We start from the raw sequence: 18,921 nt of genomic DNA on the forward strand, positions 1-18,921 counted from the left end.
GCCGGGCGGCTGCCAGTTGACCGATCTCTCTTGACGGTGTCCGGCACCCCCGCTTACATTGCTTCCATATAGCAGAACTAAATTTCCACAATGCGGAAACAGGAGCTCACCGCGGGGCGCGACGGGAGCCGGATCCGCCAGCCGTATCCGTCAGCCGAACAGCTGACACAGCTGCCGCAGCTGTCGAAGTTGTTGTCGAAGCAGGAGAACCCCATGGCTCGTATGACCGCTGCCCGCGCGGCAGTTGAGATCCTCAAGCGCGAAGGCGTCGTCAACGCGTTCGGTGTGCCGGGCGCCGCGATCAACCCCTTCTACAAGGCGCTCAAGGAGGGCGGTGGCATCGACCACACCCTCGCCCGCCACGTCGAGGGCGCCTCGCACATGGCCGAGGGCTACACCCGGACCAACCCGGGCAACATCGGTGTCTGCATCGGTACGTCGGGACCCGCCGGCACCGACATGATCACCGGCCTGTACTCCGCGACCGGCGACTCGATCCCGATCCTCTGCATCACGGGCCAGGCGCCGACGCACCTGCTCCACAAGGAGGACTTCCAGGCCGTCGACATCGCGTCGATCGCCAAGCCGGTGACGAAGATGGCCGTCACCGTCCTGGAGGCCGCGCAGGTCCCCGGCGTCTTCCAGCAGGCGTTCCACCTGATGCGCTCGGGCCGTCCGGGCCCGGTCCTCATCGACCTGCCGATCGACGTCCAGCAGACGGAGATCGAGTTCGACCCGGAGACGTACGAGCCGCTGCCGGTCTACAAGCCGTCCGCGACCCGCGCCCAGATCGAGAAGGCGATCACCTTCCTGGTCGAGTCCGAGCGGCCGCTGATCGTCGCGGGCGGCGGCATCATCAACGCCGACGCCTCCGACCTGCTGGTCGAGTTCGCCGAGATCACCGACACGCCGGTCGTGCCGACGCTGATGGGCTGGGGCACGATCCCCGACGACCACGACCTGAACGCGGGCATGGTCGGCCAGCAGACCGGCCACCGCTACGGCAACGCGACGTTCCTGGAGTCGGACTTCGTCCTCGGCATCGGCAACCGCTGGGCCAACCGCCACACCGGCTACAACCTCGACGTGTACACCAAGGACCGCAAGTTCGTGCACGTCGACATCGAGCCGACACAGCTGGGCAAGATCTTCGCCCCCGACTACGGCATCGCGTCCGACGCGAAGGTCGCCCTGGAGCTGTTCGTCGAGGTGGCGAAGGAGCTCAAGGCCGCGGGCAGGCTGCCGGACCGCTCGGCGTGGGTCGCCTCCCACCTGGAGCGCAAGGAGACCCTCCAGCGCCGCACGCACTTCGACGACATCCCCATGAAGCCGCAGCGCGTCTACGAGGAGATGAACAAGGCGTTCGGCAAGGACACGCGGTACGTCACGACGATCGGCCTCTCGCAGATCGCCGGCGCGCAGATGCTGCACGTCTACAAGCCGCGCCACTGGATCAACTGCGGCCAGGCGGGCCCGCTCGGCTGGACGATCCCGGCCGCGCTCGGCGTCGCGAAGGCGGACCCGGACACGCAGGTCGTCGCCCTCTCCGGCGACTACGACTTCCAGTTCATGATCGAGGAGCTGGCGGTCGGCGCACAGCACCGCATCCCGTACGTCCACGTCCTGGTCAACAACGCCTACCTGGGCCTGATCCGTCAGGCGCAGATCGGCCTGGACATCAACTTCCAGGTCAACCTGGAGTTCGAGAACCAGAACAGCCCCGAGCTCGGTGTGTACGGCGTCGACCACGTCAAGGTCGCCGAGGGCCTCGGCTGCAAGGCGATCCGCGTGACCGACCCGAACGAGCTGGGGACGGCGTTCGAGCAGGCCAAGAAGCTGGCCCAGGAGTACCGGGTCCCGGTCGTCGTCGAGGCGATCCTGGAGCGCATCACGAACATCTCGATGAGCCCGACGGCCGACATCAGCGCCGTCAAGGAGTTCGAGGAACTCGCGACGGAGCCGGGCCACGCGCCGACGGCGATCCGCCCGCTGAAGGTCTGACACCGGCCGACCCACTGACCGGGGCGGTCCACCCGTGGGGGGTGGGCCGCCCCTTCGGCGTGCGGGACTGTCAGTGCCGGGCGGCACACTGGCCGGCATGCAACCGAGAGCTGACGCGACGCTGGAGCAGCAGGTGCAGATCGCCGCGGAGGCGGCGGCGGACGCGGGCACGGGGGAGTGCCTGGCAGCCGTGGCACGGCACCTGCGCTCGGACCCGAGGGGGAACATCCGGGGCGGCAAGAAGCTCCTCGGGCTGCTCGCGGAGGCCCGGGGCAAGGCGGCCGCGGCGGGCGAGTGGCAGGTCGTACGCCTCGTGCAGGACGCCTTGGACTACGCCGAAGGGCGCATTCTCAAGCCCGAGTTGGACGACCGGCTGCGGCTGTTCCGGGACGGCGAGCGCCGCTCGGGCGGCGGAGGCATCGGGGGCATCGTCGCGGCGGGCTACGCCCAGGCGGCGGACGCCTGCGAGAGCTACCTCGCCGAGCAACCGCAGGCCTCCGCGCGGGAGTTGTCGGACCGGCTGCGGAGCCTGGAACGGGACGCCCGGTTCCTGGAGGCACCGGCAGACCGCCCCGGGCGCTACGTCGTCCCGCGCGGCAGCGCGGAGATCGCGCTCTGGCTGGAGCGCATCCTGCGTGACGGCCGCATCGACATCGAGGACCCCGCAGAGGCGGCCAAGCGGATCACCACCTCACCGGAGGCACTGGCGCTGCTCGCCGCCGACGACGAGGGGCGGCTTCTTTTGCGGGCGGCCGAGCTGCGGCGCCGCGCAGCCGGCCTCGAGGAGCTGCGCAAGGTCGTCGAGGACCCCGACGCGTCCGAGCACGACCTGCAGCGTGCTCTCCATGGCCAGCCCTGGATCTTCGGCGGCCGTTATGTCGCCGAGTTCGCCCAGCGCCGCCTGGTGCCCGGTGACGAGCTGGACATCCCGCTGCTCCGCGGCGACGGCTCCCTGCACGTGGTGGAGCTGAAGCGAGCGAGGGGCCTGCAGGGCGCGCTGGTGAAGAAGCACCGGGGGGCCTGGGTGCCGACGGCCCAGGTGCACGACGCCGTGGGCCAAGCGGTCAACTACCTGGTGGGCCTCGACGAGAACCGCGACCGCATCCGCGAGGAGTTCGGCATCGAGACGCGCAGGGCGAGCGCGCTGGTCCTGGTCGGCCACCCCGACGTGCAGTCCGACGTGCCGGAGAAGGAGATCAACGAGGCTCTGCGGACGTTCAATTCCCATGTCAGCCGCGTCGAGGTCCTCACCTACAAAGAGCTCCTCGACAACGCCCGCCTTTCCCTCGCGGGCCCCGCGCACGCGGAAGAGCGCCGGGTACGGGACCGTCCGTACCCGGCGCTCCGGCCGTGAGGTCTTGCGTGGTGCCCGTCCGACCGCGCGCGACTGGCGGAACATGCATACGCGCTGCCGGACGGAGTCTGTGGGCCCCCGTAGAGAAGGGGGGCGTCGGTGGGGACCGCGGCGGCTGCGATGGACCGGGGGTTCCCCTCCCTCAGGTCGAGAAGGGAGCCCGTCGGACCTTTACCACCGCACTGGCTCGCAGAGCCGCCGCGGACCCGTGCCTGTCCGCCGGAGCGGACTGCCCGCGGTGCGCACGGGACCACCCCTCATCCGGGTCCGTGGCGGTGCGGGCTCAGCGCCGGTGGGTCGACCTCCCGTCAACCCACTGGCGCAGCCTGGGAGTTACAGCGGAACTCGCTCAGTCCTCGCGCAGCGCGCGGACCGCTTCCTCGACGCGCCTGCCGTAGTCGGGGTCGGCGGCGTGGAAGTGGGCGAGGTTCTTCTCGATGACGTCGTCGCGGGAGACCTGCGACAGGCCGCCGGCGATGTTCGCCACCAGACGGGACTTCTCGTCCTCGGACATCAGGCGGTAGAGCTCACCGGCCTGGAAGAAGTCGTCGTCCTTGGTGTGGGTCGCGGCCTCGTGCGTGCCGGTGTAGCCCGCGACGGCGAGCGGCGCCGAGAGCGGCTGACCCGTCTCGACGGGGCCGTCGTACGAGTTGGGCTCGTAGTTCTTGCGGTCACGGCCGTAGGCGTTGGACGCCATCAGGCCGTCGCGGCCGTAGTTGTCGGCCTTCGTCGCCTTCGGCGCGTTCACCGCGAGCTGGGTGTGGTTGACGCCCAGGCGGTAGCGGTGCGCGTCCGCGTACGCGAACAGGCGGCCCTGGAGCATCTTGTCGGGCGAGGGGCCGATGCCCGGAACGAAGTTGTTCGGGGAGAAGGCCGCCTGCTCCACCTCGGCGAACACGTTGTCGGGGTTGCGGTCCAGGACCAGGCGTCCCACGCGCTGCAGCGGGTAGTCCTTGTGCGGCCACACCTTGGTGAGGTCGAACGGGTTGAAGCGGTAGTCGGCCGCCTCAGCCGCCGGCATGATCTGCACGTGCAGCGTCCAGGACGGGTTCACACCGCGCTCGATGGCCTGAAGCAGGTCCGTCTGGTGCGAGTTGGGGTCCTTGCCCGCGGTCTCGGCGCCCTGCTCGGCGGAGAGGCAGCGGATGCCCTGGTTCGTCTTGAAGTGGTACTTGACGAAGAAGGCCTCGCCCTTGGCGTTCGTCCACTGGTAGGTGTGCGAGCCGTAGCCGTTCATGTGGCGGTACGAGGCGGGGATGCCGCGGTCGCCCATGAGCCACGTGATCTGGTGCGTCGCCTCGGGGGCGTGCGCCCAGAAGTCCCAGACGTTGTCCGGCTCCTGCTTGCCCGTGAACGGGTCACGCTTCTGGGAGTGGATGAAGTCGGGGAACTTGATGGGGTCCTTGATGAAGAAGACCGGCGTGTTGTTGCCGACGAGGTCGTAGTTGCCCTCTTCGGTGTAGAACTTCAGCGCGAAGCCACGGGGGTCACGGACGGCGTCCGCGCCACCCAGGTTGTCCGCCACGGTCGAGAAGCGCAGGAAGACCTCCGTGCGCTTGCCGATCTCGCTGAGGAAGTCGGCGTGGGTGAAGCCGGTGACGTCGTCGGTCACCTCGAAGTAGCCGTACGCACCGGAGCCGCGGGCGTGCACCACGCGCTCCGGGATGCGCTCACGGTTGAAGCGGGCGAGCTTCTCCAGCAGGTGCTGGTCCTGCAGGAGGATCGGGCCACCGACGCCGGCGGTGGCGGAGTTCTGGTTGTCGGCGACGGGGGCGCCGGACTCGGTCGTAAGCACGCGCTTCGACATCGTGACCTTCCGTGCTGTGACTGCTGAGGTGTTCGGAGCGTAAGGACCCCTGAACTGCTACGTCAACAGTTTGTTGAAGTTGATGATGGAGTTCCGGGCCGCGGCGACGCCTGGGCGCGACAGGACAGGTGTCAGCGCCGCCACGGCCCGGAAGTTGGAGGGGAGCTCCAGCGGCGTGGCTAGAGCTCGGCGCCCGAGAGGCGCTCGACGGCGCGCAGCAGGGCGGAGTGGTCGAGGCCGCCGTCACCCTGCGTGCGCAGCGAGGCGACGAGCTGGGCGACGACCGCGCCGACGGGCAGGGCCGCACCGACGTTGCGGGCGGCGTCGGTGACGATGCCCATGTCCTTGTGGTGCAGGTCGATCCGGAAGCCGGGCTTGAAGTCCCGGTTCAGGAAGTTGTCCTTCTTGCGGGTCAGCACGGTCGAGCCCGCAAGCCCTCCGTTCAGGACGTCGAGCGCGGCCTTCAGGTCCACACCGGACTTCTCCAGGAAGACCACGGCCTCGGCGCACGCCTGGATGTTGACGGCGACGATGAGCTGGTTGGCGGCCTTCACGGTCTGACCCGAGCCGTGCGGACCGCACAGCACGATGGTCTTGCCCAGAGCCTCCAGGAGCGGCTTGGCCTCGTCGAAGTCGGCCTGCTCGCCGCCGACCATGATGGAGAGCACGGCCTCGATCGCGCCGGCCTCGCCACCGGAGACGGGGGCGTCCAGGACGCGCAGGCCCTTCTCCTTGGCGGCCTTGGCCAGGTCCACGGAGGTCTGCGGGGTGATCGACGACATGTCGACGATCAGCGCGCCCGACCTCGCGTTCTCCAGGATGCCGTCGGGACCGTACGCGATGGCCTCGACCTGCGGCGACGCGGGCACCATCGTGACGACCACGTCGGCGTCTCTGACGGCCTCGGCGATGGACTTGGCGGCGGTGCCGCCGGCCGCGGCCAGACGGTCCAGCTTGTCCTGCTCAAGGGTGTAGCCGGTGACGGAGTAACCCGCCTTGATCAGGTTCTCGGACATGGGGGAGCCCATGATGCCGAGGCCGATCCACGCGATCTTGGGAAGGTTGCTCATTGAGGGTGCCTTTCTGACTGCAACTGCGGTGAACGGGTGAGCGGTTCAGGCCTTCGGCAGCCAGCCGAACGCCTCGGCGCTCGGGCGGTCGCCCGGCTTGTACTCCAGCCCGACCCACCCCTCGTAGCCCGCCTTCTTGAGCTGGTCGAGGAGACCCTCAAGAGGAAGGGATCCCGTGCCGGGAGCCCCGCGCCCGGGGTTGTCCGCGATCTGCACGTGGCCGGTCTTGGCCGCGTACTGCTCGATGACCGACGGCAGGTCCTCGCCGTTCATGGACAGGTGGTACAGGTCCATGAGGAACTTCGCGTTGCCGAGCCCGGTGGCCGCGTTCACCTTGTCCACGATCTCGATCGCCTTGGGGGCGCTCACGATCGGGCAGAGCGGCGACTCCGGCTTGTTCAGCGCCTCGATCAGCAGGATCGCACCGACGCGGTCGGCCTCACGCGCCGCGAGCACCAGGTTCTCCAGGGCGAGTTCGTCCTGGACGGCCGGGTCCACGCCGTCGACGCGGTTGCCGTACAGCGCGTTCAGCGCCGTGCAGCCGAGCGATTTCGCGAAGTCCGCCGCCACCGCGAGGTTGGCGCGGAACTTCTCGCTCTCCTCGCCGGGGACGGACAGGGCGCCGCGGTCGGGGCCCGGGAGCTGACCGGCGTAGAAGTTCAGGCCCACCAGCTGCACGCCCGCGTCCTCGATCGCCTTCTTCAGGGCGTCGAGCTCGGACTGCTCGGGGGTGGGGGCGTCGACCCAGGGCCACCACAGCTCGACCGCGCCGAAGCCCGCCTTCGCGGCGGCCGCGGGGCGCTCAAGGAGCGGGAGCTCGGTGAAGAGGATCGACAGGTTCACATTGAAGCGCTGGTCGGAGTATCCCATGGGGCTTCCGCGCTCCTTCCGTATTGCGGAAGTTCATTTCTGTCTGGTGGAAGACTGCCTCCGATCCGCGGAAGCTGTCAAGAGGGGGCTGCCGAAAATTCCGACGGCGGCATTAGGTTGTTGAGCGTGCGATTGAGAGTGGAGTTCACGACCGAACCCTTCGATCTCGACGAGGCCCCCGCCCACGCGGTGGTGGCCCGTGAGGTCATTCAGGGGGCCCCGCTGGACGCCGTGGACGTAGGTCCGTTCGGCAATACGGCCGAGGGCGACGTCGACGCGGTGCTGGATGCCGTCGACGCGATGCTGCGCCGGTCCCTGGGGGCGGGCGCCACCCGCGTCTCGCTCCAGGTCAACGTGATCGGCGAGCCGGGGAAGCCGGCGGGCCCGGGGGAGGCGGATAAGTGACCGGCTTTGGGGACGACCCCTTCGTCACCGCGGTGAAACCGCTGGTGGACGCCATGGGCGGCGAGATGATGCCGCCCGACCAGGCGGGGACCGACGACGTCGTGCTCGCCTGGGAGGGCGAGGACGTGGTGGCCGTGCGGCTGCCGCAGCTCGCCGACTCGCTGGACCACATCCTGCTCGCCCTGGAGCGGAAGCGGGGCCGGCCCCTGTCCGAGCTGGACCGCAAGGCGAAACAGGAGGTCGTACGGATACTGGAGGCGCGCGGCGCGTTCTCCGTCCGGCACGGCGTCGAGACGGTGGCGGGCGCGCTCGGCGTCAGCCGTTTCACCGTTTACAACTACCTGAACAGGGAGAACGCCGCGAAAGGCGAGTGAGCTCCCTCACGGTGCGCAGCCGAGCCGTCACCCGTTCCGCGGGTGGCGGCTTCTTTGTTCAAGTTATTTCAACAAAGTGTTGACGCTGCGTTGTTCAAGGTCTTAGCTGTTCCGCAGCCCGTCCAGCACAAGGCCACGGAGGCTCCCCGTGACTTCGAGTACGACGCCCGGTCTCACCCGGTTCAACGCCTTGGAAGAGGCCGCGGCCACCGCCGCGCTCCACGAGGCCTGCGCCTCTTCGGCCTGGGGGAGCAAGCTGCTTGCCCAGCGCCCCTACGCCACCGCCGAAGACCTCTTCGCCGCCAGCGACGCCGCCATGGCCGAGCTCACCGCGGACGACCTGGCCGAGGCGATGGCGGGGCACCCGCCGATCGGGCGCCCGAAGCCCGGGGACCCGACCTCGTCCCGCGAACAGCGGGGCATGGCGGGCGCCTCCGAGGAACTCAAGACCGAAATGCTCGAACTGAACCTGGCCTACCAGGAGAAGTTCGGTCACGTCTTCCTGATCTGCGCCACCGGACGCACCGGTGAGCAGATGCGGGACGCGGTCAAGGAGCGGATCGGCAACTCGCCCGAACAGGAGCGGGAGATCGTCCGCGCCGAACTGGGCAAGATCAACCGCATCCGCCTGACCCGCCTCCTGGAGGAGCAGACCGCATGAGCACGGAAACGACCGCCTCGGTGTCCACGCACATCCTGGACACCAGCGTCGGCCGCCCCGCCGAGGGCGTCGCCATCTCCCTGTCCGCCCGCAGTGGTGCAGGGGATGAGTGGAAGGCGCTCGGCGGCAGCGCGACCGACGCGGACGGGCGCTGCAAGGACCTGCCGGCCCTGCCGGAAGGCACCTCGCACGTACGCCTCGACTTCGAGACCGAGGCGTACTTCCTGACCAAGAACAATCAGCAAGCCGAGGCGCAGCAGGACGCCCCCGCGAATCGGGACAGCGGTGCGACCGGAGCGTTCTTCCCGGAGGTGGCGATCACGTTCGCCGTCACGCCGGGCGAGCACTACCACGTACCGCTGCTGCTCAACCCGTTCGGCTACTCCGTTTACCGAGGGAGCTAGCAGACATGCCCACCATTCTGGGACAGAACCAGTACGGCAAGGCTGAGAACCGGGTCGTAAAGATCACGCGGGACGGCGACACCCACCACATCAAGGACCTGAACGTCTCCGTCGCCCTCTCCGGCGACCTGGACGACGTCCACTACAACGGCTCGAACGCCAACTGCCTGCCGACGGACACGACGAAGAACACCTGCTTCGCGTTCGCCAAGGAGTACGGCATCGAGTCCGCCGAGCAGTACGGCATCCACCTCGCCCGGCACTTCGTGGACAGCCAGCCCTCGATCCACCGCGCCCGCATCCGGATCGAGGAGTACGCCTGGGAGCGCATCGGCGGCTCCGACAGCAACGCCAAGTTCATCGGCGCCGACGAGGTCAACCACTCCTTCGTCCGCAAGGGCCAGGAGACGCGGCTCGCCCAGATCACCTACGACGGCGAGAACTTCGAGGTCCTCTCGGGGCTCAAGGACCTGACCGTGATGAACTCCACGAACTCCGAGTTCTGGGGCTTCATCAAGGACAAGTACACGACCCTCCAGGAAGACTACGACCGCATCCTCGCCACCTCCCTGTCCACCTGGTGGCGGCACAACTGGACCAACGACGAGCAGCGCATGCCGAGTTGGGAGCGGTCGTACGAGCAGGCGAAGAAGCACATCCTGCACGCCTTCGTGGAGACCTACTCGCTCTCGCTCCAGCAGACGCTGTACCAGATGGGCTCGCGGGTCATCAACAACCGCAGCGAGATCGACGAGATCCGCTTCTCCGCGCCCAACAAGCACCACTTCCGCCAGGACCTCTCGCCCTTCGGCCTCGACAACGAAGCCAAGGACGGAGCCGTCTACTACGCCGCCGACCGCCCGTACGGCCTCATCGAGGCCACGATCCTGCGGGACGGCGTCGAGCCGAAGATCCCGGTCGACATGACCAACCTCTGACGCGGGATGCGCGCCCCCCGTCCCGCCCGCAGTGGGCGGGGGGCGCGCCACACCGGAGGGAACATCCGCAATGGCACAGCCTGCAAAGGGGCCGGCAGCAGCCGAAGGCCCGTGTTCCACCCCACCGGACACAGCTGACAGCACGTCGACCGACGACTGTCACCCGGTGGACGAGAAGCTCCACCCCTCGCGGCTCGTCCCCGCCGCACTCCAGCACATCGCCGCCATGTACGCGGGTGTGGTCACCCCTCCGCTCATCATCGGCCAGGCCTGCGGTCTCGACACCGTGGCCCAGACCCGGCTCATCGCCGCCGGTCTCCTGATCGCCGGTCTCGCCACCATCTTGCAGACGCTCGGCGTCAAGGGCTTCGTCGGCAACCGCCTGCCGTTCGTGAACGCCGCGTCCTCGGCGGGCATCGCACCCATCCTCGCGATCGCCGAGACCAACGCCAAGGGCGACCAACTCCCCGCGATCTACGGCGCGGTGATGGTCGCGGGCGTCTTCTGCCTCGCCGTCGGACCCTTCTTCGGCAAGCTGCTCCGCTTCTTCCCGCCGCTCGTCACCGGCGTCGTCATCACCCTCATCGGCGTCACACTGATGCCCGTGCCCGTGAAGTGGGCGCAGGGCGGCGACGAGACCGACCCGACGTTCGGCGACATGAAGTACCTGGCGCTCGCCGCCTTCACGCTCGTCGTGATCCTGCTCTTCCAGCGGTTCGGACGCGGCTTCCTCAAGCAAGTCGCGCTGCTCGCGGGCATGTTCATCGGAACGCTCGCCGCGATCCCGTTCGGCATGGCCGACTTCACGTCGGTGCAGACGGCCCCGCTCGCCGCCCTGCCCACGCCGTTCGCCGCCGGCGCCCCCGTCTTCCAGCCCGCAGCGATCCTCTCGCTCTGCATCGTCATGCTGGTCCTGATGACCGAGTCCGCGGCCGGCATGCTCGCCCTCGGCGAGATCTGCGAGCGCAGGACCGACGGGAAGACCATTACCCGCGGCCTGCGCACCGACGGCCTCGCCACCCTGGTGGGCCCCGTCTTCGGCGGCTTCCCCACCTCGGCCTTCGCGCAGAACGTCGGCGTGGTCTCCCTGACCCGCGTACGCAGCCGCTACGTCGTCGCGGTCGCGGGCGGCGCGCTCATCGTGCTCGGCGCCTTCCCGGTGCTCGGCGCCGTCGTGAACGTCGTCCCCATGCCGGTCCTCGGCGGTGCGGGCATCGTCCTCTTCGGCTCCATCGCGGTCAGCGGCATCCGTACGCTCTCCGAGGCGGGCCTCGACGACAGCTCCAACATCATCCTGGTGGCCGTGGCGCTCGGCGCGGGCATCATCCCGCTCGCCGCCCCCACCTTCTACGCGGAGTTCCCCGCCTGGGCGCAGACCGTGCTCGGCTCCGGCATCAGCGCCGGCGCGCTCGTCGCGGTCACGCTCAACCTGTTCTTTCACCATCTCGGCACCCGTGGCTCCACCGCCGCGGCACTCAAATCTCCCTAGGGTCATGCCGTGCCCTCCCCCAAGCTCTTGAGGAGCATGGGGGACCCCCATGCCACACACAGTAAGGAAGCACCATGGCAGCATCGGCAACCCCTGAAGGCGCCGTAGAACGCATCGTCATCGAGAACGCCGCGATCGCGACCGTCGACGCCCAGGACACCGAGTACGCGTCGGGCCACATCGTCGTCGCCGGGAACAGGATCGAGTCGATCGGCGCGGGCAAGGCTCCCGAAGGCCTGACGAACGTCGTACGCCGTGTCGACGCCACCGGCCACCTCGTCACCCCCGGCCTGGTCAACACGCACCACCACTTCTACCAGTGGATCACCCGGGGTCTGGCCACGGACCACAACCTGTTCAACTGGCTGGTGGCGCTGTACCCGACCTGGGCGCGCATCGACGAGCAGATGACGTACGCGGCGGCGCAGGGTTCCCTCGGCATGATGGCCCGCGGCGGCGTCACCACCGCCATGGACCACCACTACGTGTTCCCGCGGGGCTCCGGCGACCTCTCCGGGTCGATCATCCGTGCCGCCTCCGAGATGGGCGTCCGCTTCACCCTGGCCCGCGGCTCCATGGACCGCAGCGAGAAGGACGGCGGTCTGCCGCCGGACTTCGCCGTCGAGACCTTGGACGGCGCGCTCGCCGCCACCGAGGAGACCGTCAAGAAGCACCACGACGCGTCGTTCGACGCGATGACGCAGGTCGCCGTCGCGCCCTGCTCGCCGTTCTCCGTCTCCACCGAACTCCTCAAGCAGGGCGCCGAGTTGGCCCGCCGCCTGGGTGTGCGTCTGCACACCCACGGCAGCGAGACGGTCGAGGAGGAGAAGTTCTGCCACGAGCTGTTCGGCATGGGCCCGACCGACTACTTCGAGTCCACCGGCTGGCTCGGCGAGGACGTGTGGATGGCGCACTGCGTCCACATGAACGACTCCGACATCGAGGCGTTCGCCCGCACGAAGACGGGCGTCGCCCACTGCCCGTCCTCCAACGCCCGCCTCGCCGCCGGCATCGCCCGCGTCCCCGACATGCTCAAGGCGGGTGTCCCCGTCGGCCTCGGCGTCGACGGCACCGCGTCCAACGAGTCCGGCGAACTCCACACCGAGCTGCGCAACGCCCTGCTGATCAACCGCCTCGGCGCCCACAAGGAAGCCGCGCTCAACGCCCGCCAGGCCCTGCGTCTCGGCACGTACGGCGGCGCGCAGGTCCTCGGCCGCGCCACGCAGATCGGCTCCCTGGAGGCCGGCAAGCTCGCCGACCTGGTCCTGTGGAAGATCGACGGCATCGGGCACGCCTCGATCGCCGACCCGGTGACCGCCATCGTCTTCGGCGCCGCCGCCCCCGTCACGCTCTCCCTCGTCAACGGCAAGCCGGTCGTCGAGAACGGCACCCTGCTGCACGCCGACGAGGACGCCATCGCCCGCTCCACCCGCGAGCAGGCGCAGCGCCTCGCGCGGATCGCCGCCGAGAGCTGAACCCGAGAACTCCGGTCGGGGGGGACGGCCCTCGACCGGACTTGAGCAGCCGAGCGGGCTGCTCAGGTGCCGCCCCGGAACGCGGCCCAAAGCTTCGCGTTCCCGGGGCGGTCAGCACTACCTGGGCGCATTTCCCACAACTGCACACCGAGCAAGTCCTTGCACCATGCACCACCTCCCAGAAGCGAAAAGTGCCGGCGGCCCCGCCGGGACCGGAAAACAACCGGAGGAGCCACAGTGGCCACTCAGCCCAGGTTCACCAAGCAAGGCACCACCCCGGATCCAGAGACCGACGACGGGTCCATACGCGCCGACGGGTCCATACACCCCGTCGACGAGAAGCTCCCCGCCCTGAAGATGGCGACGACCGGCCTCCAGCACGTGGCCGCCATGTACGCCGGAGTCGTCGCGCCGCCGCTCATCGTCGGCGCCGCCATCGGTCTCTCGGCCAAGGACCTCACCTTCCTCACCGGCGCCTGCCTCTTCACCGCGGGCCTCGCCACCTTCCTGCAGACCCTCGGCATCTGGAAGATCGGCGCCCGGCTGCCCTTCGTCAACGGCGTCACGTTCGCCGGTGTCGCCCCGATGATCGCGGTCGTCGAGTCGACCGACAACAAGGACGACGCGCTGCCCATCATCTTCGGCGCGGTGATCGTGGCGGGCATCCTCGGCTTCATCGCCGCCCCGTTCTTCTCGAAGATGATCCGCTTCTTCCCGCCGGTCGTGACTGGCACGGTCATCACCCTCATCGGCATCTCGCTGATGCCCGTCGCCTTCGGCTGGGCGCAGGGGCCCGTCCCCGGCGCCGACGACTACGGCTCGATGAAGAACCTGGGCCTCGCCGGCATCACCCTCGTCATCGTCCTGCTGCTGCGCCGCTTCACCACCGGCTTCGTGAAGCAGATCGCGGTCCTGCTCGGCCTCGTCATCGGCACACTCGTCGCCATCCCGTTCGGCGTCACGGACTTCGGCCCGGTCGGCGACGCCGACATCGTGGGCTTCCCGACCCCGTTCCACTTCGGCGCCCCGCAGTTCGCGGCCGCCGCGATCGTCTCGCTCTGCGTCGTCATGGTCGTCTCGATGACCGAGTCGACCGCCGACATGCTCGCCCTCGGCGAGATCGTGGACCGTCCCGCCGACGAGAAGACCATCGCCGCGGGGCTGCGCGCCGACACCCTCGGCTCCGCGGTCAGCCCGCTCTTCAACGGCTTCATGTGCAGCGCCTTCGCGCAGAACATCGGCCTGGTCGCGATGACGAAGATCCGCAGCCGGTACGTGGTCGCCGTCGGCGGCGGCTTCCTCGTCCTCATGGGCCTCTGCCCGATGGCCGCCTCGCTCATCGCGGTCGTGCCGCGCCCCGTGCTCGGCGGCGCCGGCGTCGTCCTCTTCGGGTCGGTCGCGGCCAGCGGCATCCAGACGCTGGTCAAGGCGAACCTGGAGAAGGACAACAACGTCCTGATCGTGGCCGTCTCGCTCGCCGTCGGCCTCATCCCCATCGCGGCGCCGGAGTTCTACCACGCGTTCCCGGAGACCGCGAAGATCATCCTCGACTCGGGCATCTCGACGGGCTGTGTGGCCGCCGTGCTCCTCAACCTGGTCTTCAACCACATCGGCAAGGGCCGCGACGAGGACGACGTGACCGCACCGATGGAGCCGGGCGGTGAGATCGCGCAGACGCGCGCGCCGGGTCAGGGCAAGGGGCAGAGCGAGGCGGTGGCGCACTGAGGCCCCGGTTAGGTCCCACGCACAAAGTAGGCCATTCCCTCGCGCGGTCAGGTCCCGCGCGAGGGAACGCTTCTCTCAGCGCTGCCGCGCAGCGCTCAGTCGACGTCCATCGCGTCGTCGCCACCGCTCTTGACGACCTTGATGATGTTCCCGCCCGCGTCGCACAGCTCCGCGCGGACGACGTAACCCGCCTGGATGCCCTTCCAGAAGATGACTTCCTGCTGCTGGGCGAAGGACGTGGTCCCCAGTGTGTCGACCAGGTCGATCCCGCCGGGCGCGTGGATCACGTATCGCCAGCCGCTGCCGTCCGGCTGCCGCGCCCAGTCGGGCACGTATCCGCCCGGCGAACGGGTCGTGCTGACGAACCCCGTGCGCTGCAGGAGCTTCTGGTAGTGCCGCAGGCTCGCCGGCAGCTTCTCGTTCCAGGGCTTGAACCCCTTGCCGAGGATCTGGTCCGGCGTCCTGCCGTCCCAGCGGTACAGGGGCTCGTTGTCCTTGCGGTACCGCAGCGGCGGCACGGCACGGCCCTGTTTCCTGTCCTCTCGCATCGACTTCACCTTGCCGGGGTCGATGCCGTAGGTGCTGTCACCGAAACCCGCCGCGGGCTGAGGAGTCGGCGTGGTGGAGCGGGGGTGCTTGCCGCGCTCGGCCATGAACGACGGGTAGTCGTACTCGCCGGCCTCCGAGTCCGTGCCCCCGTCCGAGAGCTCCTCCGCGTCGGAGAAGTCCAGCCGGTCGATGTCCATGGCATTCGGGTCCTGCCCGCCCGCGCGCTGCACCACGGTCTCCTCGGCCTGCTGGTGGCCGCAGCCCGCACCGTGCTGGTGCTGCTCCTGCCCCGCGGGCTGTCCGGCCCGACGGAGCATCTGGACGACGGCTGCGTTGCCCGCCGAGCCCTGCAGACCCAGGAGCCCCTGGAGCGGGGCGTCGGCGGGGGCCGCGGGTCTGCGGGCCGCGGCCCGCGCTTTCGCGGCGGTGTGCTTTCCGGTGTGGTCGTGGTCGCGCAACGGGACTCCTCCAGGTACAGAGCGCCCCACTCTTCCCGTGCATCCCCGCCGGCGCCAGGAACCGAAGGGCAGCACCGCGTGCAGTCCTCGTGGTCCGGGGGGTCTTCCGCTGCCGGGGTGCACTCCTGATCGCTTGACCTCAAGTGCACTTGAGATACGAGGGTGTGGATCAGGGAAGCCCACCCGGGGGCGTCCCACTCAAGACCTCCAGGGGAACCGTCATGCCTACCGAGTCGCCCACTGTTCAGGCCGCCGACATCGCCGCCGTCCGTCAAGTCGTCGCGGACGCGAGCGAGTTCCAGAACGACGTGGAGCGGTTCATCCCCCTGTTCACCGCCGACACCACCGTCGTGAACTTCGGCGGGCGCCGCGTCGCCGGACGGGACACGCTGGAGGAGGCGATGCGGCAGGCGCTGGCGTCGCCGCTCGCCGACGTGGTCACCACGGTCGAGGAGGAGGACATCCGCTTCGTCCGGGACGACGTGGCGATCGTGGCGAGCGTCAAGCGGGTCTCCGACGGGCGGCGGCCGGGGGCCGACGGCGAGGCGGTGACCCCGTTGCCCGCCTCCGCGGGACGCCTCACGCACGTCCTTGTGAAGGAGGACGGGACCTGGCGGATCACGTCCTCCCAGACGACCCCGATCCTCGGCTGAGAACGACCCTCGGCCGGGAGGTTGACGTCAGGGGTGGTCGTACCAGGAGAACGCGGCGATCCGCCAGCCCTCCGGCGTGCGGACGAACTGCATCGTCTTCGTGCCGCCGCCCTCGAACGGCTCGCCGTCCATGACGCCCGCCTTGGCGTACTCGCCGAACCGGCACGCGATGTCACCGGCGATGTCGGTGCGTTCCGAGACTTCCCACTCCGCGAACTCGACGAGGCGTCCGTCGGCGAGCAGCCGCTCGCGGGGCTCGATGAACTCCTCCACGGTGTAGGCCGCGTACTGCGGTCCCGTCACGACGATCACCCCGCCGGGCAGCATGAGCCGACGGATCCTGGCGACGTCCGCGGCCTTGCCGCCGCGGTTGTCGAAAGCTCCGAAGAACTCGGCGGTCAGTGCGTCGATTTCGGCCTTGGGCTGCTCGGCCGCGGGTATCTGGATCTCGGACATGCCGGGACCGTAACACCCCTACCTGCCGCACACGGACGCGGAGTTGACCGAACCGCCCGCGTTCTCGTCGTCCGTGCCGAGCAGCGCCCTGCCGCCGGTGCCCGGCAGGCACTCGACCGCCTCGATCTTGACGCCCTTGAACTTCCGCAGCACCTCGGGTGACTTGGCGACGGACAGCCGCACCTTCCCGGAGCGGCTCACGGAGAGCGTGCCCGCGTTCAGGACGGCCGAGGCGAAGGGGCCGTCGTCGCCCGCGTCGGACGCCGAGCTGATCACGAGGCGGCCCGACGGGGCGACGGAGATGTCCGAGGCGTGCCGGACGTCGCCCGTCGGGTAGGGGGCGCGGAGCCGAGCCGTGCTGACCGGGCCGAAGTCGGCCTCGCCGGACTTGTTGAAGGAGAACGTCGAGGCGCGCAGCGTCGCCGGACGTTTCTCGCCCGCGCCCCGGTCGGCCCAGACCGCGGCCAGCTTTCCGTGCCGCGAGGTCAGGGCGAAGCTCTCGTAGTCGTCGCCGTCGGCTGTCGCGGGGAGCGGGGAGGTGTCGAGGACCTGGATCCCGGTGCCGGTCATCTTGAGGTGGTGGACCAGGCCGCGGCTCGCCAGGGCCACGAACTCGCCGCGGGCGCCCGGCACCGCCTCGATCGCCTCCAGGTCGACGGGCTCCGCGGTGCCCGTCCAGGCGAGCGGTTCGACGTGGGTGGGAGCCGTGCGGTCGGCGCCGGGGCGGTACGTAAGCCGCGCGACGCGGTTCTCGCCGGGCTTCTTGTTGTCGCGCACGACGAGGGCGTCCGTCCGCCCCTGCCGGTGGCCGTCGCTGGTGACGGCGAGCCCGCTGATGCCGGACTTGATGTCGTCCCCGACCTGCTGCCAGCCGCCGCCCGGCGCGTGGGCCGCGGACGCCGTGGGGCCGCCCGCCGAGAGCAGGGCGGCTGCCGCGGTCAGCACGGTCGTGGTCGTACGGAGGAACATGGAGATCTCTCACCTCGGTGCAGGTAGACGCGCGTAGACGGGGAGTTGGCCGGGACCGTACCCAGGACGGCGTGCAAGAGGCAAGAGGCAAGAGGCAAGGAGGAAGAAGCAAGGAGGAAGAAGCAAGGAGGGCGCGGGACGCCGTGGGCGCCCCGCGCGTCCCGGCCTACCCGATGTGGTACGGGTCGCCGTAGACCTTCCAGTCCAGCGGCGGGTCCAGGTTGAGGTTGCGCTTCTTCAGGAAGACGCGCTGTGCCGTGTCGACCCGGCTGGTGTCCTCGTGGGCCTCCTCCTGCTTCATCGCCCAGACGCGCGCGTCGAGGAAGGCGTTCAGGTACGTCACCTCGTCGCCGCCCTGGGCCGGCGGCTTGGCCGAGCGCAGCGCGCGCTTGCGGATGTTGCGGAAGCTGGTGGAGTCGCCGCCGTCGCCGTGCATGACGATGGCGTCGTAGTAACAGAACTGGCCGAGCGTGCCGATGCCGTCCGCCTTGCCCTGCTTGACCGCCGGGTTGAAGTAGACCCGGTCGCGCTCGTCGTTCTGCGCCTTGCGGAACTCCGCGTCCGTGTCGGCGGCCCGCTCCCAGTCGCGCACGAACGTCGGGTCGAGCCCCTCGTGCGAGTCGGAGCCGTCGACCCTGCGCAGCGCGGGCAGGTACTTGGCGAGGATGTTGCCGGGCTTGCGCCGCGTGTAGAGCTCGACGAGGTCGAGCATGTCGCCGGTGCCCGAACAGAAACCGATGATGCCCGCGGTGTAGCCGCGGCCGTCGTCGATGTCCTCGATGTACCGGTACTGCTTCTTCCATTCGAGCGAGGAGTTCTCCGCGCTGCAGACGATCTGCATCGCGATTTCCTTCTTCGCCGGGTCGTCGAGTCCGCCCGCCGTGATGAGGGAGGAGAACGGGGTGGCCGCGCCCGCCGACTGGGTGGCGAGGAGCGGGCCCGCCACGGCTGCCGCGCCGATGAAGGCGAGCAGGGTGCGACGGGAGGTCGCGGTGGTGTCCGCCGGGCGGGTGGTGCGCGGGCGTATGTGGTGGGGGGTTTCCACGGGGGCCTCCAGATGGGGGAGTTCACGTGCCGCGTACTGTTAGGAAGGTTTCCTACCAGAGATCTGGAGTGGCGTATACCCGTCAAGGCGCGATGAGCCCGATATTCCGAATGGCCGGACATCGCTCTGTGCGCCGGACCCGTGGGTCCATACGATCCCCTCGCTCACGCAATCCGCTCCAGGCACCCGCACCGCGTTCCACGCACACAGGCACTTCT

The 18,921-nt window shown here is 69.3% G+C and carries 18 protein-coding genes; 11 read left to right on the plus strand and 7 right to left on the minus strand.

The window, feature by feature from the left end:
* Window positions 1-213: 213 nt before the first annotated feature.
* Entirely contained in the window at window positions 214-2,001 is a 1,788-nt protein-coding gene (gcl, locus tag DEJ47_RS30790; protein WP_150175974.1) for a glyoxylate carboligase, read from the plus strand.
* Between the two features lie 97 nt (window positions 2,002-2,098).
* Window positions 2,099-3,355: a Shedu anti-phage system protein SduA domain-containing protein gene (locus tag DEJ47_RS30795; RefSeq protein WP_150173733.1), complete on the plus strand. Its 1,257-nt coding sequence runs from the start codon at window positions 2,099-2,101 to the stop codon at window positions 3,353-3,355.
* Between the two features lie 349 nt (window positions 3,356-3,704).
* On the opposite strand, the gene DEJ47_RS30800 is transcribed toward DEJ47_RS30795, so the two are convergent.
* The 3 genes from DEJ47_RS30800 to DEJ47_RS30810 form a co-directional block, all read right to left on the minus strand.
* Window positions 3,705-5,162 (minus strand): catalase, encoded by a 1,458-nt coding sequence (locus DEJ47_RS30800; RefSeq protein ID WP_150173735.1) that lies wholly within the window; start codon window positions 5,160-5,162, stop codon window positions 3,705-3,707.
* Window positions 5,163-5,341: 179 nt separating this feature from the next.
* Complete coding sequence (locus tag DEJ47_RS30805) at window positions 5,342-6,232, minus strand: 2-hydroxy-3-oxopropionate reductase (RefSeq protein WP_150173737.1); 891 nt, start codon at window positions 6,230-6,232, stop codon at window positions 5,342-5,344.
* 45 nt (window positions 6,233-6,277) lie between these two features.
* Window positions 6,278-7,102, minus strand: a complete 825-nt coding sequence (locus tag DEJ47_RS30810) for a TIM barrel protein (protein WP_150173739.1) — start codon at window positions 7,100-7,102, stop codon at window positions 6,278-6,280.
* A gap of 126 nt (window positions 7,103-7,228) precedes the next feature.
* On the opposite strand from DEJ47_RS30810, the gene DEJ47_RS30815 reads away from it, so the two are divergent.
* From DEJ47_RS30815 to DEJ47_RS30850, 8 genes are all read left to right on the plus strand, one after another.
* The gene (locus tag DEJ47_RS30815; RefSeq protein WP_150173741.1) at window positions 7,229-7,507 is read left to right on the plus strand and encodes a thiamine-binding protein; all 279 of its coding nucleotides are present in this window, start codon (window positions 7,229-7,231) and stop codon (window positions 7,505-7,507) included.
* Entirely contained in the window at window positions 7,504-7,881 is a 378-nt protein-coding gene (locus DEJ47_RS30820) for a helix-turn-helix domain-containing protein (RefSeq protein ID WP_150173743.1), read from the plus strand. Before DEJ47_RS30815 ends, DEJ47_RS30820 begins: the two co-directional genes overlap by 4 nt.
* A 148-nt stretch (window positions 7,882-8,029) precedes the next feature.
* Complete coding sequence (gene uraD / locus DEJ47_RS30825; protein ID WP_150173745.1) at window positions 8,030-8,542, plus strand: 2-oxo-4-hydroxy-4-carboxy-5-ureidoimidazoline decarboxylase; 513 nt, start codon at window positions 8,030-8,032, stop codon at window positions 8,540-8,542.
* Window positions 8,539-8,946, plus strand: coding sequence for a hydroxyisourate hydrolase (gene uraH / locus DEJ47_RS30830; protein ID WP_150173747.1), 408 nt, complete (start codon window positions 8,539-8,541; stop codon window positions 8,944-8,946). The genes uraD and uraH overlap by 4 nt, the downstream gene beginning before the upstream one ends.
* Window positions 8,947-8,951: 5 nt before the next feature.
* Window positions 8,952-9,884 carry a factor-independent urate hydroxylase gene (pucL, locus tag DEJ47_RS30835; protein ID WP_150173749.1) on the plus strand — a complete coding sequence of 311 codons (933 nt, stop codon included), beginning with the start codon at window positions 8,952-8,954 and terminating at the stop codon, window positions 9,882-9,884.
* A 70-nt stretch (window positions 9,885-9,954) separates the two neighbouring features.
* Complete coding sequence (locus DEJ47_RS30840; protein ID WP_150173751.1) at window positions 9,955-11,373, plus strand: nucleobase:cation symporter-2 family protein; 1,419 nt, start codon at window positions 9,955-9,957, stop codon at window positions 11,371-11,373.
* Window positions 11,374-11,447: 74 nt separating this feature from the next.
* Window positions 11,448-12,848 (plus strand): 8-oxoguanine deaminase, encoded by a 1,401-nt coding sequence (locus DEJ47_RS30845; protein ID WP_150173753.1) that lies wholly within the window; start codon window positions 11,448-11,450, stop codon window positions 12,846-12,848.
* Between the two features lie 357 nt (window positions 12,849-13,205).
* On the plus strand, window positions 13,206-14,573 hold the full coding sequence (locus DEJ47_RS30850) for a nucleobase:cation symporter-2 family protein (protein WP_150175975.1): 1,368 nt from the start codon (window positions 13,206-13,208) through the stop codon (window positions 14,571-14,573).
* 95 nt (window positions 14,574-14,668) lie between these two features.
* Here DEJ47_RS30850 and DEJ47_RS30855 read toward each other — a convergent pair whose 3' ends face one another.
* Window positions 14,669-15,580: a hypothetical protein gene (locus tag DEJ47_RS30855; protein WP_150173754.1), complete on the minus strand. Its 912-nt coding sequence runs from the start codon at window positions 15,578-15,580 to the stop codon at window positions 14,669-14,671.
* A gap of 221 nt (window positions 15,581-15,801) precedes the next feature.
* Here DEJ47_RS30855 and DEJ47_RS30860 point away from each other — a divergent pair, with 221 nt between their 5' ends.
* Window positions 15,802-16,233 (plus strand): SgcJ/EcaC family oxidoreductase, encoded by a 432-nt coding sequence (locus tag DEJ47_RS30860; protein ID WP_150173756.1) that lies wholly within the window; start codon window positions 15,802-15,804, stop codon window positions 16,231-16,233.
* 27 nt (window positions 16,234-16,260) lie between these two features.
* Here the strand turns inward: DEJ47_RS30860 and DEJ47_RS30865 are convergent, their stop codons facing one another.
* From DEJ47_RS30865 to DEJ47_RS30875, 3 genes are all read right to left on the minus strand, one after another.
* A complete protein-coding gene (locus DEJ47_RS30865) occupies window positions 16,261-16,689 on the minus strand; it encodes a nuclear transport factor 2 family protein (protein ID WP_150173758.1) in 429 nt (142 codons plus the stop codon).
* Between the two features lie 18 nt (window positions 16,690-16,707).
* Entirely contained in the window at window positions 16,708-17,658 is a 951-nt protein-coding gene (locus tag DEJ47_RS30870; RefSeq protein WP_150173761.1) for a hypothetical protein, read from the minus strand.
* Between the two features lie 166 nt (window positions 17,659-17,824).
* Window positions 17,825-18,703, minus strand: a complete 879-nt coding sequence (locus DEJ47_RS30875; protein WP_150173763.1) for a chitosanase — start codon at window positions 18,701-18,703, stop codon at window positions 17,825-17,827.
* Window positions 18,704-18,921: the final 218 nt, after the last annotated feature.

The sequence above is a fragment of the Streptomyces venezuelae genome (genome assembly GCF_008642355.1).
Classification (GTDB): domain Bacteria; phylum Actinomycetota; class Actinomycetes; order Streptomycetales; family Streptomycetaceae; genus Streptomyces; species Streptomyces venezuelae_B.

Coding starts and splice junctions, on each gene's coding strand:
- DEJ47_RS30795 (WP_150173733.1), top strand. CDS start 2,099: ATGCAACCGAGAGCTGACGCGACGCTGGAGCAGCAGGTGCAGATCGCC.
- DEJ47_RS30860 (WP_150173756.1), top strand. CDS start 15,802: ATGCCTACCGAGTCGCCCACTGTTCAGGCCGCCGACATCGCCGCCGTC.
- DEJ47_RS30865 (WP_150173758.1), bottom strand. CDS start 16,689: ATGTCCGAGATCCAGATACCCGCGGCCGAGCAGCCCAAGGCCGAAATC.
- DEJ47_RS30810 (WP_150173739.1), bottom strand. CDS start 7,102: ATGGGATACTCCGACCAGCGCTTCAATGTGAACCTGTCGATCCTCTTC.
- gcl (WP_150175974.1), top strand. CDS start 214: ATGGCTCGTATGACCGCTGCCCGCGCGGCAGTTGAGATCCTCAAGCGC.
- DEJ47_RS30850 (WP_150175975.1), top strand. CDS start 13,206: ATGGCGACGACCGGCCTCCAGCACGTGGCCGCCATGTACGCCGGAGTC.
- DEJ47_RS30800 (WP_150173735.1), bottom strand. CDS start 5,162: ATGTCGAAGCGCGTGCTTACGACCGAGTCCGGCGCCCCCGTCGCCGAC.
- DEJ47_RS30805 (WP_150173737.1), bottom strand. CDS start 6,232: ATGAGCAACCTTCCCAAGATCGCGTGGATCGGCCTCGGCATCATGGGC.
- uraH (WP_150173747.1), top strand. CDS start 8,539: ATGAGCACGGAAACGACCGCCTCGGTGTCCACGCACATCCTGGACACC.
- pucL (WP_150173749.1), top strand. CDS start 8,952: ATGCCCACCATTCTGGGACAGAACCAGTACGGCAAGGCTGAGAACCGG.
- DEJ47_RS30845 (WP_150173753.1), top strand. CDS start 11,448: ATGGCAGCATCGGCAACCCCTGAAGGCGCCGTAGAACGCATCGTCATC.
- DEJ47_RS30840 (WP_150173751.1), top strand. CDS start 9,955: ATGGCACAGCCTGCAAAGGGGCCGGCAGCAGCCGAAGGCCCGTGTTCC.
- DEJ47_RS30870 (WP_150173761.1), bottom strand. CDS start 17,658: ATGTTCCTCCGTACGACCACGACCGTGCTGACCGCGGCAGCCGCCCTG.